Source organism: Methylocaldum sp., assembly GCF_035627495.1.
GTDB lineage: Bacteria > Pseudomonadota > Gammaproteobacteria > Methylococcales > Methylococcaceae > Methylocaldum.
In genome coordinates this window covers 32,361-52,124 of record NZ_DASPLO010000078.1, presented here as the reverse complement: position 1 = coordinate 52,124, position 19,764 = coordinate 32,361, and the positions used below count along the sequence as shown (strand labels likewise).

The following is a 19,764-nucleotide window of genomic DNA, read 5'->3' as shown; positions in this document are numbered from 1 at the left end:
TTTGAAACGCCTAGAATCGATCAATTTCCAGAAGGCTTACGTTACCGCATGCTTCAAGAGAACGACGCTTCCGAAAGGACTTTATCGCCTGCTCAACAGGATTTGCAACGGCTCAGCCAGTTCGTGGCGGCCCAGATCATCGGCCAAGATGTCCTGATCGAGCGGATGCTCATCGCGCTGCTGGCGGACGGGCACATCCTCGTGGAAGGGGCGCCCGGCCTCGCCAAAACCCGAGCAATCAACGTGCTGAGCCGGGCCATCGAGGGCGATTTTCACCGCGTTCAATTTACCCCGGATTTGCTGCCGGCCGACCTTACCGGCACCGAAGTCTACCGTCCCCAGGACGGCTCCTTCCATTTTCAGCCGGGACCTTTGTTCCATAACCTGGTGCTGGCGGACGAGATCAACCGTTCGCCCGCCAAGGTGCAGTCTTCGCTGCTCGAAGCGATGGCGGAACGCCAGATTACGGTCGGTCGCGTGACCTACAAGCTGCCCGAGCTGTTCATGGTGATGGCGACGCAAAATCCCATCGAACAGGAAGGCACTTATCCGCTGCCTGAGGCGCAGTTGGACCGTTTCATGCTCTACATCCGTATCGGTTATCCCGAAGCTCAATACGAACGCGCGATCTTACGCCTGGTGCGGGATGAATCGCGGCGGGGGCATGCCGGTGCGGAGGCCGAGTTTAAGTCCGTCAGCCAGCAAACCTTGTTTACGGCGCGAAAGGAGGTACTCGACCTTTACATGGCGGACACTCTGGAAGAGTACCTGCTGCAGTTGGTGTTGAGTACGCGGAATCCCGGCGCCTACGGCAAGGAACTGGAGCGCTGGCTGCAGTACGGCGCAAGTCCCCGCGCCAGTATCGCCTTGGACCGATGCGCCCGAGCGCGGGCATGGCTTAACGGGCGCGATTACGTGACCCCCGAAGACATTCAATCCATCGCTCCGGACGTGCTGCGCCATCGCTTGATCCTGAGCTATGAGGCAGAAGCGGAAGGCGTGTCGCCGGATCGTGTCGTCCAGGAATTGCTTCGTCGGGTGGCCGTGCCTTAGCCGATCCGCCAACACGTTCAAGCACCCTGGCTTTTTGGTATTGCTGATGTGCTAAAGTTGAATAGTGTAAAAATTTTTGACACTTTTTCGCCGATAGCACGCGAAACGATTAGCCAGCGAACTGTTACAGAATCATCGTTGCTCTGTGCTCGCCACGGACCTTAGAAAACGAGATTACGGAGATAATCTGACATGCAGCCATTCCAAGCGGAGTTTATCGATTACGCCCTGCAGTGCGGCGTCTTGCGCTTCGGCGACTTCACCCTGAAGTCCGGACGGCGTAGTCCTTATTTCTTCAATACCGGGCTCTTTGATACGGGCGCTCGCCTGGCCAAGCTCGGCGGTTTTTATGCCCAAGCGATGTTGCACGAGGGCATCAAGGCCGATGTTTTGTATGGTCCTGCCTACAAAGGTATTCCCTTAGTCTGCGCCGCCGCGATGGCTCTGGCCCGCGAAACCGGTGAAGAAATCCCGTTTGCCTTCAATCGCAAAGAAGCCAAGGACCATGGCGAGGGAGGCTCGCTCGTCGGAGCACCGCTGTCCGGTTTGGTGTTAATCGTCGACGATGTGATCACGGCGGGCACGTCGGTGAGAGAGTCGGTCGAAATCATCCGGGCCGCAGGGGCTGTTCCGAGCGGCGTTCTGATTACCCTGGATCGGCAGGAAAAGGGACGGGGCGAGCTTTCCGCGGTACAGGAAGTCGCAAATCAATTTCAGCTGCCGGTTTATTCCATCATCGCGCTGCACGATATTCTCGAATTTTTGCAGACGGCGAATCGTCCTGCGGACGTTGAGGCCATTCGGGAATACCAGTCTCAATTCGGCGTGCTATGAAATATTCAAATTGCTTTCGTCTCATCGCGCTCGCGGTCACCGTTTATGGCCCGAGTGTCGTTGCCGAGACTTACCGCTGGGTTGACGAGCATGGCGCGGTGCATTACTCCGACCAGCTTCCGCCCGATCAAGCCAAGCACCGTCGGTCCAAGCTCAATACCCAGGGGCGTGAGGTGGAAGTGCTCGAGGGTGCCAAATCTCCCGAACAGATCGAACGAGAAAACCGGCTCAAGCAGTTGCGTCTTGAGCAGGAACGTATTTTGGCCGAGCAACGGGATCGGGACTTGTCGCTGCTCAGGACCTACCGTAACGAGGAAGAGATGAACCTGGCCTTGCAGGGGAAACTGAACACGCTGGACTCTTTGATCAAGATTACCGAGGCCAATAAGCAGCGCCAACAGGAACTATTGAGCGGCCACGAGAAGCGCGCTGCCGATATCGAGAGAAAGGGGCAGGCGATCGCGAAGAATCTGCACGACATGATCGAAACGACGCGCCGACAGATAGCCAGCTACGACGGAAAAATAAAGCGCATCGAAGCCGAAAAGGTGACGATTTCCGAGAGCTTTGCCAAGGACATCGCACGCTTCAAATCGATCAAAGCCCAGCATCAAGATTTGGGAGGGCATCAAATCAGGCAGGAGTCACTTAGCCTGGCGGATAATCCCGGCACCGAGGGCATCATCATCAGCGCCGTTGCCTGCGCTGTGGGGGCGGTTTGCGACAAGGCGTGGAGTCTGGCGCGCGCCTATCTTCTCGATCATACCAGCACGTCATTGTCCATCGATAACGACAAAATCCTGCAAACCGCGAGTCCGCGGAACGATCGGGACTTCGCGATGACCGTTACCCGCATAGCCGGCAAAACCGAGGACATCCTTTTCCTCGATATTCGCTGCCGGCCGTCCACCGTGGGGGAGGAGCTTTGTTCCAGCCCCCAAATTCATAAGATTCGTGCGGGCTTCAAGCCGTATATTGAGGCGGGATTGGCAAGTCCCGCCAGATAAGTTCCGAAAAGAATGGCTTTCGTCCGCTCAGCGTCGCAGTAACAGCGTGCCGATTCCCCGGTCGGTGAAAAGTTCGAGCAGCACGGCGTGCTCGATCCGTCCGTCGATGATGTGAACGCTGGCGGCTCCGCCTTTAAGCGCATCCGTGGCGCAGCGTACTTTCGGGATCATGCCCGCGGTGATGGTGCCGTCCGAAATCAAATCGTCCACTTCGGACAGGGACAGCCCGGTCAATAAACCTCCGTCCTTATCCAGAATGCCCTTGGTGTTGGTCAGAAGTATCAGCTTCTCCGCTTTCAATACCTCGGCCATCTTGCCCGCCACTAAATCGGCGTTGATGTTGTAGGAAAAACCGTCGGCGCCGACACCGATCGGCGCGATGACCGGGATGAAATCCCCTTGCACCAGCATATCCACCACGGACGAGTCGATGCTCTCGACTTCGCCGACATGGCCCAAGTCGATGATTTCCGGCTCCTCGGTTTCGGGCGAGCGCTGTTTGACCACAATCTTCCGGGCACGGACCAAGTCGCCGTCCTTGCCGGTTAAGCCGACCGCCGAACCCCCGTGCCGGTTGATCAAATTGACGATTTCCTTGTTGACCAATCCGCCGAGCACCATTTCGACGACATCCATGGTTTCGGAATCGGTTACCCGCATGCCTTGCACGAATTCGCTGGTCTTGCCCAAACGCTGCAAAAGATTGCCGATTTGGGGGCCGCCGCCGTGAACGACGACCGGATTGATGCCGACCAGTTTCAGCAACACGATGTCGCGGGCAAAGCTGTTTTTGAGCCTTTCCTCGGTCATGGCGTTGCCGCCGTACTTGATGACTACGGTCTTCCCTTTGAAGCGCTGGATGTAAGGCAGCGCTTCGATAAGGACGTGGGCGATCTGAGTGGCGGTGTCGAATTCCAAAATTTGCTGATTCTTCACAGTAGTTGGGCGACTATCAAACGATTAGAACGGTAGGGCAATATCGGGTTTCACTTTCAGCATCAAAGCCTTGAATTGTCCCTGAATGCGGCTGAGGGCTTTCGGGGTGTCCGCCTCGAAACGTATGACGAGCGAAGGGGTGGTGTTCGACGCGCGAACCAAACCCCAGCCGTCCGAGAAGTCGACCCGGAGGCCATCGATATCGGTGATGCGGGCGTCCGGGAAATCGGCAATCTGCTGAAGCTTGTAAACAAACTTGAAGTTTTCGCCCTCGGTCAAGGTGACGTTGATTTCCGGTGTGTTGACGCTGTCGGGCAGTTCCGCAAAGACTTCGGCGGTCGAGCGCGGATCGCCCGAGAGAATTTCCACCAAGCGGGCGCAGGCGTATATGCCGTCATCGAAGCCGAACCAGCGTTCTTTGAAGAAGATGTGTCCGCTCATCTCGCCGGCCAGCAAGGCGCCGGTTTTCTTGATCTTCGCTTTCATCAGCGAATGGCCGGTTTTCCACATCAAAGGCCGCCCGCCGTGTCGGATGATATGGCCGGCCAAATGCCGAGTGCATTTGACGTCGTAAATGATGTCCGCTCCCGGTTCGCGTGACAGCACATCGGCGGCGAACACCATCATTTGCCGGTCCGGCCAGATGATCTTGCCGGAGGAATCGACCACACCGAGCCGATCGGCGTCGCCGTCGAATGCCACGCCCAGATCGGCTTGTTCGCGAAGGACGGTTTGAATTAGCGTTTCCAGGTTTTCCGGCTTGCTGGGATCCGGGTGGTGGTTGGGGAAATTGCCGTCGACGTCGCAGAAGAGCGGCACCACCTCGCAGCCGATCTGTTCGAGAAGCGTCGGCGCGATATCGCCCGCCACGCCGTTGCCGCAATCGACTACGACCTTCATGGGGCGCCCGACTTGGGTGTCGTCGACAATCCGTTCGATGTAGCTAGGGACGATATCCCGCTTTTCCACCTGTCCCTGGCCGGTTGAGAAGTCGTTCTTCTCAATTCTTGTCCGAAGCTTTTGGATGCCTTTTTCGGCCAGGGTTTCGCCGGCAATGACGATTTTGAGCCCGTTGTAATCAGCCGGATTGTGGCTGCCGGTAATCATCACGCCCGACCGGGTATTGAGCACGTAGGTGGCGAAGTACAGCACCGGAGTCGGCGCCAACCCCACATCGATTACGGTGCACCCGCTTTCCCGTAACCCTTTGCTCAGCGCTTGGCTCAGCTCCGGGCTGGATAAGCGGCCGTCGCGGGCGACGACGACCCGCTGTTCCCCTTTTTCCTGGACTTCGCTGCCGATGGCGAGACCGATTAAGTGAACCACTTTGGGGGTCAGCGTATCGCCGACCACGCCCCGGATGTCGTAAGCGCGGAAAATGGTGGGAGAAATCGTTTCAACCGTCGGCAGACTCTCTACCGTTTCCCCCGTCGCTCGATCTTCTCCGGTAACGGGGATGGCGGCTTGTGCGTCAGCATTTCGAGTGACGCGCTTCAATTGCGTGAGCTGGATTATTAGTGGCTGAAGATCTTTGATTTGAACGGGATAATGGCCTTGTACTTTACCGGTGAAGAGGTCCTTGACCAGTTTTAGCACGCTGCCCTGGTCCTGTGTGACGGCCTTGACCGACCAGCGGTAGACAAAGAAGGTGCAGGCGCCCATGACGGCGGCCGATACGAGGGGAATGAGCAAAAACCAAAGGCCTGCCGTACTGACGGAAGCCGGTTGCCAATAGACGAGTTTCCAAGGTGTTCCCGAGACAGCCAATTCGCCGCTCGGCGATTCGCCTTTCAAGGCTTCATTCCCCTGGTAAGCCAGGCTCAAGGCGTCTTGGCGCAACTCCACTGCGCCATCGGCTAATATGGGCAGGCTGCCTGTGCCGGCGATATTGGGCGAAAGACTTGCCAGGATAACGCCGCCGCCTTGGGTAAACCGCCGGGCCAACGCGAGATGTGCGTCCGAGGTGTTGGCGGCGTGCATGGCGGGTAGCGGATTGGCGGTCTTGGCTTGACGGACCATGTCGAGATCCGCATAGCCCATGTGTGGAGTGCGTTGTTCGTCCAACGCGGCTACTGCCTCCGGCAGGAGGCGCACGAGCGAAGCGCCGGGGATCAGGTGAGTCAATCGTTCTTCCTCGGCCAGAATTGCCGATGTATCGCCCGTTTGGATGACTTGTGCCAGATGAGAATCTCGTGCCAGCTGATCCAGGATTTGATTCAGAAGGCCGATGGATTGCTTAATGTTGTTTGCGCTGGCTTGGGCGGCCATTTGAACGGTCGCCGAAGCGTTTTCCGTGGCGCTCTGCCAGGCGGCCAGGTAAAGCCCGGCGCCGGTAAGAAGCGTCAGCGCGGATGTGGCCGCCGCTATCAGAGAAAAAAGACGCCCCAAACTCATAGTGCTTTCTCTTCGTCTGAAATTCTATCGATGCCCGGTATGTCCGAAGCCGCCAACGCCTCTCCGGCTGGCTTCGAATTCATCGACCTGCTCGAATTCCACCTGGACCACCGGCACGAATACCATCTGGGCAATTCGGTCGCCGATCTGGATTTCGAACGGTTCGTTTCCACGGTTCCAGCAGGAAACAAAAACCTGGCCCTGATAGTCGGAATCGATCAGGCCGACTAGATTGCCGAGCACGATGCCGTGCTTGTGGCCAAGTCCCGAGCGCGGCAACAGTACGGCGGCAAGGTCCGGATCTTCGATGTGGATGGCGAGTCCCGTCGGAATCAGCTTGGTCTCGCCGGGCTCGAGTCGGAGCGGCTCGTCCGAACAGGCCCGGAGATCCAGTCCGGCCGCTCCGGACGTGGCGTAATGAGGCAGGGGAATTTCGCCGCCGAGGCGTTTATCGAGGATTTTTAGCTGGATTTTGCGCATGGTAGCGTTCGGCAATGAGTCGGATGAGCTGTTCGGCAATAGTCTTCTTCGGGGCTAACGGCAAATAAGCGTGACCGCCGTTCCAGCACACGAAGAGCGCGTTGTCGTCGTTTTCGAACCCGCCCTGCTCGCGGCCGACCCAGTTGGCGGCAACTATGTCCAGCGACTTGGCAGCCAGTTTTTGCCGGGCATGGTCTTCGAGTTGATCGGTTTCGGCGGCGAAGCCGACGGTGAAAGGGCGTTTTTCCGAGGCGCTGACGGCGCTGAGTATGTCCTGAGTTTTTTTCAGTGTCAGAACCATTTCGGATTCGTTTTTCTTTATTTTTTGCTTCTCGGGGGCTGCCGGACAATAGTCTGCCACTGCCGCGGCACCGATATAGATATTAGCGGACGAGACCTTGTCCATGATGCTGCGGTACATGTCCGCGGCACTCTCGACCCGTGACAGATCGTGCACCCGAGGGGCGTTCAGCGCCGTGGGGCCGGTAACCAGACTGACCTTTGCCCCGGCCTGGGTGGCGGCTTCCGCTAACGCATAGCCCATTTTGCCCGAGCTTCGGTTACTGATGTAACGCACCGGGTCGATCGCCTCGCGGGTCGGCCCTGCGCTGATCAGGACGGACAGCCCGGCCAGAACGCCGTTATCGAAGAAGCTTCCCAGTTCATCGCATATCTGCTGCGGTTCCAGCAGCCGGCCCATGCCGACTTCGCCGCAAGCTTGGCCCCCTTCCTCCGGCCCGAGTATTCGCATGCCTCTGTCCCTCAGGCAGCGGACGTTTTCTTGGGTCGCCGGGTTGTCCCACATGGCTTGGTTCATGGCGGGGGCGACGGCGATGGGGGCGCGGGTCGCCAGGCACAGTGTCGACAAAAGATCGTCGCCGAGTCCGGCTCTAAGCTTAGCGATGAAATCAGCCGTGGCCGGTGCGATCAGCACCAGATCCGCCCATCGGGCCAGGCTAATGTGTCCCATGGCCGATTCCTCGCCCGTATCGAGCAGTTCGGTATGCACCGGATTGGCCGAAAGCGCCTGAAACGTCAGCGGAGAAACGAAAGCCGTTGCGGCATGTGTCATGGCGACCCGTACCGAGGCGCCGGCGTTGCGCAACAATCTTGTCAACTCTGCGGCTTTATACGCGGCGATACCGCCCGTGATGCCTAAGACAATGTGTTTGCCCGTGAGATTCGTCAATGCTAGCTGGTTTTGATAAGAGGTTACGGCGCCGCATTATGGCAAGTTTGCGTTGCGGCTTCTATGCTTTGCTGCGATTCGGTTTGAAACACTTTATTTGGACGGGAGAGCTATGCCCATCACGGATTGGCCCGACGATGAAAGACCGCGGGAAAAGCTGCTTCAGAAAGGACCGCTGGCATTGTCGGATGCGGAGCTATTGGCGATTTTCCTGCGTACGGGGGTCAAAGGCAAAACCGCGGTGGATCTGGCTCGCGAACTGCTGATCGAGTTCGGTTCGTTGAGGGCTTTGCTGGAAAGCGATTTCGAACGGTTCAGCCGCAGCCACGGACTCGGTACCGCCAAATACGCGCTGCTCCAGGCCGTGCTCGAAATGGCTCGAAGACATCTCAAAGAGACGCTCCGGCGCGGGAGCGCGCTAACGAGCCCTGATCTGACCCGCAACTATCTCGCCGCGCGATTACGCAGCTATCCTCACGAGGTATTCGCCGCCCTGTTTCTCGACAACCAGCACCGGATCATCGAATTTGAGGAGCTGTTTCGGGGCACTATCGACGGTGCCAGCGTCTATCCTCGGGAAGTCGTGAAAAAGGCCTTGTCATTCAATGCCGCGGCAGTCATCTTCGCACACAACCATCCTTCGGGTATCGCCGAGCCGAGCGAGGCGGACAAGCACATTACGCAAAGGCTCAAGCAAGCGTTATCGCTGATCGATATTCGCGTGCTCGACCATTTTATCGTCGGTGACGGAGATGCGTATTCTTTTGCCGAGCACGGATTAATATAGTGTTCCGATAATCGATATGGTCAACGGAGGTCAGCATGCAGCGCGTGCCCGAGCCGGAATTGATGGATGAGGAAGATCAGGCCCGCGCCTATGCGGAAGCCGATTTTTCCGAGCCGCATGATCGCTTCGTCTCCCTTTTTCAAACAGCCTTCCCGGATGACGTACTTGCGGGCCCGGTCTTGGATCTGGGCTGCGGCTCGGCCGACGTGACCGTACGTTTTGCCCGCGCTTTTCCGGGTTGCCGGATAGATGGCGTGGATGGAGCCGAAGCGATGCTCGAATTCGGCCGTAAAATCGTTCGCTCGGCAAGGTTGGAGCAACGTGTCCGGCTGATCAAGGCCTATCTGCCCGATGCGACCTTACCGCTGATGTCCTACGATGCGGTGATCTCGAACTCCCTGCTTCATCACCTGGCCGACCCGATGGCGTTGTGGACGGCAGTAAAGCGTTGGGGTAAGCCCGGAGCACCGGTTTTTATCATGGATTTGCTGCGGCCCGCAGACGATGAGCGGCTGGAGGATCTGGTTTTGCGTTATGCGGCCGATGCGCCCGAGGTGCTAAGAAGGGATTTCTCGAATTCCCTTCGGGCAGCCTACTGGCCGGATGAAATCCGCGCACAATTGGAGGCTGCCGGGCTGACCGATTTTGCAGTTAATACCGTCAGCGACCGCCATCTTGTCGTCTCCGGTCGGCTTTCTTCCTCGGAAACGGTTTAAGAGCGTGCGCCGACGGGCAATCGGGAATCAAAGAGCATCGATCAATCGCCGGATTTTTTGGGCGTGTTCCGGGGCGATATCGATAATCTGAAAGCCTATCCAGTATTTTTCCAGCTCGCTACTGGATTCCGTCCATAAGCTCTCCGCGCCGAACAAGGCCGCTGGGCCGCAGTCGATATCGGCAGGTAGCTCCAGGCCGAGTTGAAATACCCGATTGGTCGGAATGGCCTCGGGGCTGAGAACCATGATGCCCTCCGAGCTGATGTCGACGAGATAACCGAGTAATGCATCTCGGTCTCGATCGGTAACCGCCAAGGGGTGATGGGCTTGTTTTCTGATGCTTTTTCTTCTTTCCTGCATATTCGGCTGCCTATGGCGTTCGGCTGTGTCTCTGATAACGCAGCATCGTGAGAAGAGTATGATGAGATTTACACGGAGATAAGGTTAGATGGACGTGGCGCCCCATTCAAATCCGAACCCGAACGCCTTGTACTAGCAGGGCAATTGTTCTAATGTAGGCCACTCCTAAAACTCCCGAAAAGGGCGGCTATGACCATTCGGAATGCATTTTATGCCCAATCCGGCGGTGTAACCGCCGTAATCAATGCATCGGCGTGTGGCGTGATCGAAACCGCGCGGCAGCACCGCGATCGTATGGGCAGCGTTTATGCGGGGCGAAATGGCATTATCGGCGCATTGACCGAAGACCTTATCGACACGGGGCAGGAATTCGATCAAGCCGTTGCCGATTTGCGGCACACGCCGGCCGGTGCTTTCGGCTCCTGCCGATACAAACTGAAAGGGTTTGAGGAGAGCAAGGCGCAATACGAGCGGCTGATCGAAGTCTTCAAGGCCCACGACATCGGTTACTTCTTCTACAACGGCGGCGGCGATTCGGCCGATACCTGCCTGAAGGTTTCGCAGCTTGCGGAAAAGATGGGGTATCCGCTGTGCGCCATCCATATTCCCAAAACCGTCGATAACGACCTGCCCATTACCGACAACTGTCCCGGTTTTGGTTCCGTAGCCAAATATATCGCCGTATCCACCCGTGAAGCCAGTTTCGACGTGGCTTCGATGTCGGCTACCTCCACCAAGATATTCGTCATCGAGGTCATGGGGCGTCACGCCGGCTGGATCGCCGCGGCCGGAGGGCTGGCGGCGGATGAAAAACGCGATATTCCTCTGATCATCCTATTTCCCGAAATCACCTTTGATCAGGAAAGGTTCTTGGCTGCGGTCGACGAGAAGGTCAAGCGCTACGGCTATTGCTCGATCGTGGTCTCCGAAGGCGTGAAAGGGACGGACGGCAAGTTCCTGGCCGATGCCGGCATTAAGGATGCTTTCGGCCACACCCAGTTGGGTGGCGCTGCTCCGGTTGTCGCCGCACTCGTCAAGAATGCGCTGGGTTACCGATATCACTGGGCAGTGGCCGATTACCTGCAGCGCGCCGCCCGGCACATTGCCTCGAAAACCGACGTTGAACAGGCTTACGCCCTCGGCAAGGCCGCTGTCGAATTGGCTTTGGAGGGCAGGAACGCGGTCATGCCCACTATCGTTCGTGCCTCCGATTCGCCTTATCAGTGGAGAATCGGTCACGCGAACTTGTCTGAAGTAGCCAATGTAGAAAAGAAAATGCCGCGGGAATTCATTTCTTCGGACGGCTTTGGCATTACCGATGCCTGTCGCGCCTATCTGCAGCCTTTGATAGAGGGCGAGGATTACCCGCCGTACAAAGACGGCTTGCCGGATTACGTCGTTTTGAAAAACGCGTCGGTCCCCAGAAAGTTAACCAGCCAATTCGCAATTTGATTTCCGAGTTCATGCCCCATGTGACGTAAAAACAAGAACTAGTAAAAGAGGAGGAGAAAATGGCTTATTTACTCGTCGCCCGCGCGCAAGAGGGCGTCCGGTTGGTGCTAAATGACCGCCGCTGTAAACTGATTGCCGGTTTGGGACTCGTCGAGTTCCTATACATCGGTTTCGCTGTCGGTTGGGGCGTGGCTTTCGCTTTCGCGGCCGCGGTTGCCGCCCTGATCTACGGAATCCTTTCCATTGCCTGGATCAATGCCCAATCGCCGGGCAATGCGCGCATGGTGGAAATTGCCTCCGCCATTCAGCAGGGCGCTAAAGCTTATTTGAACCGACAGTACAAGACGATCGGTTTGGTCGGCGGTGTTCTCTTCCTAGTTATCGGTTTTGCCCTCGGGTGGGCTGTCGCAATCGGCTTTGCCGTCGGTGCGGTGCTATCCGGCGCTGCGGGTTACATCGGCATGAACATCTCGGTGCGCTCCAATTCCCGCACCGCACAGGCGGCTTATCAAGGCATGAACGCCGCTTTTGCCGTCGCCTTCCGGGGTGGTGCTATTACGGGCTTATTGGTGGTCGGATTGGGCCTGTTGGGGGTCGCCGGTTACTATGCGATTCTTAAAGCCGCTGGTATCGAAGATCCTTTGCACGCCTTGGTAGGACTTGCATTCGGCGGCTCGTTGATTTCCATCTTTGCCCGTTTGGGCGGTGGTATCTTTACCAAGGGCGCCGATGTGGGCGCAGATTTGGTGGGTAAGGTCGAGGCCGGAATTCCCGAGGACGATCCCCGAAACCCTGCCGTTATCGCCGATAACGTGGGTGATAACGTGGGCGATTGCGCCGGCATGGCGGCTGACTTGTTCGAGACCTATGCCGTAACGATCGTCGCAACCATGCTGCTGGGCAGTCTCCTCACCGCGGGGGCGGAAACAGTCATCGTGTTCCCGCTAGTGCTCGGCGGAATTTCCATCATTGCGTCCATTATCGGCACCTTCTTCGTGGAAGTGACCGAAGGTCGCAAGATCATGAGCGGTCTTTATAAAGGCGTGATCGTGTCGGGCGGGTTAGCGGCTCTGGCATTCTATCCGGTCACCCTGATGTTGTTCGGCGGCGATATCTCTTTCGGGGGCACTTCGATTTCGGCGCACAGCATTTATTTCTCCGCCCTCATCGGTCTTATTCTTACCGGCGTCATGGTAGCCATCACCGAATACTACACGGCGACGGAGTTCGCCCCCGTTCAGCATATCGCATCGGCATCCACCACGGGACACGCCACTAATATCATCGCGGGGCTCGGCATCTCCATGAAGTCTACGGCGGCTCCCGTTCTGGCCGTGTGCGCCAGCATCTGGGGAGCCTACGAGCTGGCCGGTCTGTTCGGAATCGCCGTCGCCGCTACCGCCATGCTGTCCATGACCGGGATGATCGTTGCCTTGGATGCCTATGGCCCCATCACGGATAACGCCGGGGGCATTGCGGAAATGGCCGATTTGCCTGCGGAAATCCGCAATATTACCGATCCTCTCGATGCCGTGGGCAATACCACGAAAGCCGTTACCAAGGGTTATGCCATCGGCTCCGCCGGGCTCGCCGCACTCGTGCTGTTCGCCGACTACACCCATAATTTGGGCGGCGATATCAGCTTCGATTTGTCGAACCATATGGTAGTCATCGGCCTCTTCATCGGCGGCTTGGTGCCTTATCTGTTCGGTGCTTTGGCCATGGAGGCCGTGGGTCGCGCCGCGGGCGGAATCGTCAACGAGGTTCGGCGGCAGTTCCGGGAGATTCCCGGCATCATGGAATACAAAGCCAAGCCCGATTATTCGCGTGCGGTGGACATGCTAACTATGGCTGCGATCAAGGAGATGATCGTGCCGTCCCTATTGCCCGTGGCGATGCCTATTCTGGTGGGGCTGCTGCTCGGCAAGGAGGCATTGGGCGGCGTACTAATCGGTTCGATCATTACCGGGTTATTCGTGGCCATTTCCATGACCACCGGAGGTGGCGCCTGGGATAACGCGAAGAAATATATCGAGGACGGCCATCACGGCGGCAAGGGTTCCGAAGCCCACAAGGCTGCGGTGACCGGCGATACCGTTGGCGATCCGTACAAGGACACGGCGGGCCCGGCAGTCAATCCGATGATCAAGATCATCAATATTGTGGCTCTTTTGATCATTCCGTTACTGTAAGTGACGCGACGACGCAGTTATCGAGGCCGGCTTTGCCGGCCTCTTTGTTTCTTGCATTTATTGCCTTTGTCTTGGTGGTATCTGCTGGCGATCAGGTCTAAGCAAACATTCATTCACTGATATCAGGTCCGAGCCCATGGTGCGTAAGACAATCTTGAATGACATCCATAGACAGTCCGGCGGACGGATGGTGGAGTTCGCGGGTTGGGAGTTGCCGCTGCATTACGGATCGCAAGTGGAGGAACATCATGCTGTGCGACGTGATGCCGGCGTTTTTGACGTGTCGCACATGACCGTCATAGATCTCGAGGGCGCGGATTGCCATGGATTTCTGAGGATGCTCTTGTCGAACGACGTCGATCGATTGAGCCATCCCGGCAAGGCTCTGTATAGCTGCATGCTTAACGAGAGCGGCGGTATCCTGGATGACTTGACCGTTTTTCGCAGGGCAGGGGATCGATTTCGAATCGTGAGCAACGCCGCGACCCATGATAAGGTCATTGCTTGGATGCAGCAGCATGCCTCGAAATTTTCTTTAAGCATCGTGCCCCGGCAGGACCTCGCGATCATCGCGGCGCAAGGGCCGGAATCAAGGCGCAAAACGCACGGTTGTCTGCCCCCCGAATTGCGTGAGGCCGTGACCTCCCTAGTGTCATTCGAGTTTACCGAGACCGGTGATTGGTTCGTATCGTGTAGCGGATATACCGGCGAAGATGGTTACGAAATCATTTTGCCTCGTGCCGATGCTCGGCGTTTCTGGGAAGGGTTAATCGCTAATGGAGTTAGACCCTGCGGACTGGGTGCTAGGGACACCTTACGGCTGGAAGCCGGGATGCGCCTTTATGGGCTGGATATGGACGAGACCGTAACTCCATTAGAGGCCGGGTTGGCATGGACGGTCGCCTGGGAGCCGGTCGAGCGGCAGTTTATCGGTCGCAAGGCACTGGAGGATCAGCGGAAAACCGGGGCTTTGCGGCGTTTTGCCGGGCTCGTGTTAAAGGACAAAGGCGTTCTGCGCCACGGTCAAAAGGTCGTCATTCCGGAGATTGGCGAGGGTATTATTACCAGCGGAATTTTCTCGCCTACACTAAATCGCTCCGTCGCCTTTGCTCGTCTTCCCCCCGGGAGTTACGAGTGCGGTTGGGTCGATATTCGCGGGCAATTGAAAGAGGCGTGGGTTATTCCGCCTCGCTTTGTCAGGCAGGGTCGTCCGGCTTTCGATCTGGATCGAATTTAGCGGTTACTAGGCTAGTCTTTTAAAGAGCGGTTAACACGAGCTCGGTTAATTTTGTTTGAAGAGTGTTACATAAACGAAAAATAATGTTCCGCCTTTGAGTGTAAGCGGTCACAGATGAATACCTTAGTGTTGGCAATTGGCATTATCAGTCTCGGCGTAGCGGGCTGGCTCGGATTTAAGCTAATCGCCGCGAGGAGGAGAGCCGCTCTCTCCGATATTCAGATCTTTTCAGGGTCCCACACTCGGGGTTCGGCCGTTGCCGAGCCTGTGCGCATCCGGACCGAACCGGTTCCTCCCGAGATTCTCAGGCGTTTGGCACCGTTCGCACGACTTAGCGAGGAAGAGCTGATTGCCTTTGCTTCCGAGCGCCTAATGGAGTTCTATCCGGCGGGAACGGTTGTGTTCCGTGGCGGCGAAGTGTCCGAGGCAGCCTTTTTCCTGCTCAAAGGCGCGGTTATGATCGGACCGGAACGCGGCGCCATGCTGAAGGTGGACTCGGATAGCGACGCCGCGCGCTTTCCTCTCAATCGTGACGAGCGGAGCTCGGTGGTGGCGAACGCTTGGACGGATGTTTGGGTGTTGCGTGTCCCTACGGTGATTTTGCAGCAGTATGACGAGAAATCGAAAGCCGAAACAATAGCTCCGCCGGATCTGGCGCGGTTGCCGGTTCCTCCGGAATTGGGCGGCAGCAGTTTGTTTTATGTCTTCTGCCGCACCTTTCACAAAGGCACGCTCGAACTGCCGGCTTTTCCGTCCGTTGCCTTCAAATTACGGCAGGCTATGCATGAGGAAATCGATTTCGTAAAGGCGACCAAGATCGTCCAAATGGATCCTGCGCTTGCAACTAAACTGATCCAGGTTGCCAATTCCCCTCTTTATCTCACGGCCAACCGCGTCAAGACGTGTCAGAGCGCTATTACCCGCTTGGGCCTGGTGGCAACTCGCAACCTCATTTTCAGCATGGGGATGAAAGGCCTCTTTAATGCCGGGAGCCCGCATATCATAAAATTAATGCAGGACATGTGGAAGCGCAGCCTTCAGCTATCGGTGATCTCTTCCGTGTTGGCAGCCAAAACTGGTCAAGTGGACCCGGATAAAGCGTTATTGGGTGGTTTGATTGTGCGCATCGGCGCTATTCCCTTTCTTTCCTTTGCCGAAAATTTTCGCTCTGAGTATCATGGCTCCGCCGAGCTTGAGGGGGCATTGCCAATAATCCAAGGACCGGTGGGGCAATATATGCTTGCCAAGTGGGGATTTGCCGACGAATACATCGAGCTTCCGCTCATAGCCGAGCAGTGGAGTTACTCGTCCGGTACGGACCGGTTGGATTTGGCCGATGTTGTCCGGCTGGCGGCCTGGCACAGCTATGTCGGTACGCCCAAGATGGGAGATTTGCCGCCCATTACCGAATTGCCCGCTTATGCCAAGCTCAAAGATGCCACTTTGACGCCGGAGCAGTCGCTACAGGTGTTGTACGATGCCAAAGAGCAGATTGCCGAAACGATGAAAGTCTTCGGTCAGTGATTTATGTGTAAGAGCTTCCGATAGTCCTGTGGTAGAGTTGAGAAATGAGTTTGCTGACGCGTATTTTCGGTTTTAGGGGCAAAACAGCCGATCCCGCGGTGCAAGCCGCCGAGGTAGGACCGAAGGCCGCTCCGGGGGCAGTGAAAGTCGTGCCTTCGTCGCGGGAGCGGATGTCCATTACATTGGATATCTTGAAGCAATTGTTCCCGATTCGCACCCTTAGCGAAGATGAGCTGAACGCGTTTGTCCTGGAGCGGAAGGCCGAGGTATATGGCCCCGGCACAATCCTATTTAACTCCGGGGAACCGATCGAATCGATTCATTACCTCTTGGAAGGGACGGTTCTGATGGACGTCGGTGGCGGAAAAACTTACGAGATCGGCGCCGACACCGCCAAAGCAAGATTTCCCCTGTGTTGCGGCAAGCAGTACAGTGCCACGGCATATGCGCAAACAGAAATTCAGATTTTGCGCGTCGCCAGCAAGATCATGAGCCAGGGCATCGTCAGGGACGAGTCGGCGCAAACGCTGATAGATCCGAACGACAAGCAGATTCCGGAGGCCGTCCGGGAAAGCCGGTTGTTTCAGGCTTTCTCCCAATATTATGGCGAGGAGGAACTGCGAATTCCCTCTTTGCCCGATGTGGCAATCAAGCTCAGGCAGGCTATACAGCACGATATCGGCATCGACGAAGCCGCCAAGATCGTTCAGCTCGATCCCGCCGTTGCCGCCAAACTCGTCCATGTCGCCAATAGCCCCTTATATCTGCCCGCTCGCCCTATCAATAATTGTCAGAACGCGGTTTTGCGTCTGGGGTTGACGGCGACCCGCAATCTGGTGACCAGCTTTTGCCTGAGGCAGATTTTCAGTTGTAAAGATCCTTACATCAGCCGGATTCTTCACGAGCAGTGGAAGACAAGCATTAACCTATCCAGCCTCTGTTATGTTTTAGCGGCCGAAAACGAGGGGGTGAACGAAGAGGAAGCCTTGCTCGCCGGATTGATTGCCGATATCGGCGTCGTACCATTCCTCTATTTTGCCGAAAATTTTCCTCGTGAGTACTGGAGTCCGGACGAGATCGAGTCGGCGATACCCTATGTTCGAGGGCCAGTAGGCGCCTTTTTGCTGAAAAAGTGGGGTTTCCCTGCCGATTTGATAGAGATCCCGGTGCTGGCCGAGGATTGGTATCACGACAGCGGCAATGCACTGGCCCTCAGTGATGTCGTGATCTTATCTCGGCTGCATAGCTGTATCGGTACGTCTCGTATGGCGGAGCTGCCGGCGATCAATTCCGTTCCGGCGTACTCCAAACTCAAGGACGATCAGTTGTCGCCGACTCATGCCCTTAATGCGCTGCACGAAGCCAAGGATAGAATCCATGAGGCTATGAAGTTTTTTGAAACTTGATCCGGCTGTATCCCGTCCAAAAGTCGTCCCCGTTTTCTCTGAATTCTTATTGAAACTATGAGCAACCCATTACTCGATATGGATGGTCTTCCGTCGTTTTCCCGCATCAAAGCCGAGCATGTCGTGCCGGCGGTGGATCGAATACTGGAAGAGAATCGAGCGGCTATCGCGGAACTGCTCGAATCCGGGAAAACGTATGCCTGGGAAAACTTGGTGGAACCGCTGGAGGATTTGGATGACCGGCTCAACAAGGCTTGGTCTCCGGTGAGTCACATGAACGCCGTGGTGAACAGCGACGAGCTTAGGGAGGCCTACAATGCATGTCTGCCGCGGTTGAGTGAATATGCCACGGAGATCGGGCAAAACGAGGATCTGTACGCGGCTTATCGCAGCCTCGCCGAAAGCGCCGGTGCGACCGGCTTGGATATCGCCCAAAAGAAAGTTCTTGAAAACGCTCTCAGGGATTTCCGTTTGTCCGGCGTCGAATTGTCTCCGGAGAAAAAGTCCCGCTTCAAGGAGATTGCTCAGGAGCTCTCCAAGCTTTCCAGTCAATTTCAGGATAACGTGCTCGACGCGACTCACGCCTGGAGCAAACATATAGAAGACGAGAAGCTTCTGAGCGGTTTGCCCGAGTCGGCGATTGCGATGGCGCGTCAATCGGCCGCAGCGCAGGGTAAGAACGGCTGGCTGTTCAGTCTGGAATTCCCGTCTTACATCGCCGTGATGACTTATGCCGACGATCGGGATTTACGCCGCGAGTTCTACATTGCCTACAACACCCGCGCATCCGATCAAGGCCCTAACGCCGGACGCTGGGACAACTCCGAGGTCATGGAGAAAATGCTGGCCTTGCGGCATGAGGAAGCGCGGCTCCTAGGGTTCTCGAATTATGCGGAGTTGTCGCTCGCCACCAAGATGGCGCCTTCGACTGACGAGGTGATGCATTTTCTGAGCGATCTGGCACACCGCAGTTTGCCGCACGCGAGGGGCGATCTCGAAGAGCTGCAAGGCTTCGCCAGCCGGGAGCACGGTCAGGAAACCTTAGAATCCTGGGATCTGACTTATTATTCCGAGAAACTTCGGCAGTACAAATTCGCCCTTTCCGAAGAAGAGATTCGAACCTATTTTCCCGTGACTCGGGTTGTTCCCGGAATGTTCGGCGTAGTCGAGCGATTGTACGGGCTCCAAATTCGGGAAAAATCCGGGGTGGACGTATGGCATCCGGACGTTAAGTTCTACGAAATCCATAACCGCTCGGGTGAGTTGCTGGGTAGTTTCTACCTGGATCTTTATGCGCGGCCCAAAAAACGTGGCGGAGCCTGGATGGACGAATGCGTCACTCGGCGCAGAATCGGCCAAAACATCCAACACCCGGTTGCGTACCTGACCTGCAATTTTACGCCCCCAACGAATGGCGATCCCTCCTTGTTGCGGCATGACGAGGTGTTGACCCTATTCCATGAATTCGGCCACGGATTGCACCATATGCTGACCAAGGTCGATTATCTGGGTGTTTCGGGTATCCACGGTGTCGAATGGGATGCGGTCGAGCTGCCGAGCCAATTCATGGAGAATTTTTGTTGGGAGCCGGAGGCGCTCGGGCTTATATCCGGCCACTATCGGACGGGCGAGCCTTTGCCGAAAGACTTGCTGGACAAGATGACGGCGGCCCGCAATTTTCAATCCGGCATGCAGATGGTCCGCCAGCTCGAATTCAGTCTTTTCGATTTCCGTATTCATTTGGAATACGAGCCGAGCCGAGGCGGGAGGGTTTACCCGATTCTCGACGATGTCAGAAAAAAGGTGGCGGTATTCATCCCACCATCATTTAACCGGTTCCCGCACAGTTTTTCGCACATCTTCGGCGGCGGTTATGCGGCTGGCTATTACAGCTACAAATGGGCCGAAGTCTTATCCAGCGACGCATTCTCGCTGTTCGAAGAAAAGGGCGTTTTCGCGCCTGACGTAGGCCGTTCGTTCTTGGAAAACATCCTTGAGCGGGGCGGCAGTCGCAAGGCTATGGAGCTTTTCACTGCCTTCCGCGGCCGCGAGCCAACGATCGATGCTCTGCTTAGGCACAACGGCATCGTTGAAGCGGCTTAGCGGATAAGTTCACTAGTCTCGCAAGGCGGGGCAGGGTCGACGTAAGTGTCTTCGCCCGCCAGCTATCTCGTCTTTAAACATATAGTCCGCAGCT

At 56.6% G+C, this 19,764-nt stretch carries 16 protein-coding genes; 11 read left to right on the top strand and 5 right to left on the bottom strand.

Translation table 11 applies throughout. From position 1 onward, the window contains the following. Positions 1-48: 48 nt before the first annotated feature. The 3 genes from VEB01_RS06750 (at position 49) to VEB01_RS06740 (ending at position 2,894) form a co-directional block, all read left to right on the top strand. A complete protein-coding gene (locus tag VEB01_RS06750) occupies positions 49-1,053 on the top strand; it encodes an AAA family ATPase (protein WP_324873951.1) in 1,005 nt (334 codons plus the stop codon). A gap of 192 nt (positions 1,054-1,245) precedes the next feature. After that, the gene (gene pyrE, locus VEB01_RS06745) at positions 1,246-1,887 is read left to right on the top strand and encodes an orotate phosphoribosyltransferase (RefSeq protein WP_324873950.1); all 642 of its coding nucleotides are present in this window, start codon (positions 1,246-1,248) and stop codon (positions 1,885-1,887) included. After that, a complete protein-coding gene (locus VEB01_RS06740) occupies positions 1,884-2,894 on the top strand; it encodes a DUF4124 domain-containing protein (protein WP_324873949.1) in 1,011 nt (336 codons plus the stop codon). The genes pyrE and VEB01_RS06740 overlap by 4 nt, the downstream gene beginning before the upstream one ends. Positions 2,895-2,921: 27 nt before the next feature. On the opposite strand, the gene argB is transcribed toward VEB01_RS06740, so the two are convergent. From argB to coaBC, 4 genes are read right to left on the bottom strand one after another with little or no spacing between them, the layout of a single operon-like run. Further along, on the bottom strand, positions 2,922-3,830 hold the full coding sequence (gene argB, locus VEB01_RS06735; RefSeq protein WP_324873947.1) for an acetylglutamate kinase: 909 nt from the start codon (positions 3,828-3,830) through the stop codon (positions 2,922-2,924). Positions 3,831-3,854: 24 nt separating this feature from the next. Beyond that, positions 3,855-6,224: a phosphomannomutase/phosphoglucomutase gene (locus tag VEB01_RS06730; RefSeq protein WP_324873946.1), complete on the bottom strand. Its 2,370-nt coding sequence runs from the start codon at positions 6,222-6,224 to the stop codon at positions 3,855-3,857. 24 nt (positions 6,225-6,248) lie between these two features. Then, positions 6,249-6,704: a dUTP diphosphatase gene (gene dut / locus VEB01_RS06725; protein WP_324873944.1), complete on the bottom strand. Its 456-nt coding sequence runs from the start codon at positions 6,702-6,704 to the stop codon at positions 6,249-6,251. After that, a complete protein-coding gene (gene coaBC, locus VEB01_RS06720; RefSeq protein WP_324873942.1) occupies positions 6,673-7,893 on the bottom strand; it encodes a bifunctional phosphopantothenoylcysteine decarboxylase/phosphopantothenate--cysteine ligase CoaBC in 1,221 nt (406 codons plus the stop codon). Before coaBC ends, dut begins: the two co-directional genes overlap by 32 nt. A 112-nt stretch (positions 7,894-8,005) precedes the next feature. On the opposite strand from coaBC, the gene radC reads away from it, so the two are divergent. Both radC and VEB01_RS06710 read left to right on the top strand, forming a co-directional pair. Continuing rightward, complete coding sequence (gene radC / locus VEB01_RS06715) at positions 8,006-8,680, top strand: RadC family protein (RefSeq protein WP_324873941.1); 675 nt, start codon at positions 8,006-8,008, stop codon at positions 8,678-8,680. A gap of 35 nt (positions 8,681-8,715) precedes the next feature. Beyond that, entirely contained in the window at positions 8,716-9,396 is a 681-nt protein-coding gene (locus VEB01_RS06710; protein WP_324873939.1) for a class I SAM-dependent methyltransferase, read from the top strand. A 27-nt stretch (positions 9,397-9,423) separates the two neighbouring features. Here the strand turns inward: VEB01_RS06710 and VEB01_RS06705 are convergent, their stop codons facing one another. After that, a complete protein-coding gene (locus VEB01_RS06705; RefSeq protein WP_324873937.1) occupies positions 9,424-9,756 on the bottom strand; it encodes a PilZ domain-containing protein in 333 nt (110 codons plus the stop codon). 189 nt (positions 9,757-9,945) lie between these two features. Between VEB01_RS06705 and VEB01_RS06700 the strand changes: the two genes are divergently transcribed. The 6 genes from VEB01_RS06700 (at position 9,946) to prlC (ending at position 19,670) form a co-directional block, all read left to right on the top strand. After that, entirely contained in the window at positions 9,946-11,208 is a 1,263-nt protein-coding gene (locus VEB01_RS06700; RefSeq protein WP_324873935.1) for a 6-phosphofructokinase, read from the top strand. A 59-nt stretch (positions 11,209-11,267) separates the two neighbouring features. Then, the gene (locus tag VEB01_RS06695; RefSeq protein ID WP_324873934.1) at positions 11,268-13,400 is read left to right on the top strand and encodes a sodium-translocating pyrophosphatase; all 2,133 of its coding nucleotides are present in this window, start codon (positions 11,268-11,270) and stop codon (positions 13,398-13,400) included. 136 nt (positions 13,401-13,536) lie between these two features. Then, complete coding sequence (gcvT, locus tag VEB01_RS06690; protein WP_324873932.1) at positions 13,537-14,637, top strand: glycine cleavage system aminomethyltransferase GcvT; 1,101 nt, start codon at positions 13,537-13,539, stop codon at positions 14,635-14,637. Positions 14,638-15,183: 546 nt separating this feature from the next. Continuing rightward, positions 15,184-16,161, top strand: coding sequence for an HDOD domain-containing protein (locus tag VEB01_RS06685; protein ID WP_324873930.1), 978 nt, complete (start codon positions 15,184-15,186; stop codon positions 16,159-16,161). Positions 16,162-16,205: 44 nt separating this feature from the next. Then, complete coding sequence (locus VEB01_RS06680; protein ID WP_324873928.1) at positions 16,206-17,567, top strand: HDOD domain-containing protein; 1,362 nt, start codon at positions 16,206-16,208, stop codon at positions 17,565-17,567. Positions 17,568-17,624: 57 nt separating this feature from the next. Further along, complete coding sequence (prlC, locus tag VEB01_RS06675; protein WP_324873926.1) at positions 17,625-19,670, top strand: oligopeptidase A; 2,046 nt, start codon at positions 17,625-17,627, stop codon at positions 19,668-19,670. Positions 19,671-19,764: the final 94 nt, after the last annotated feature.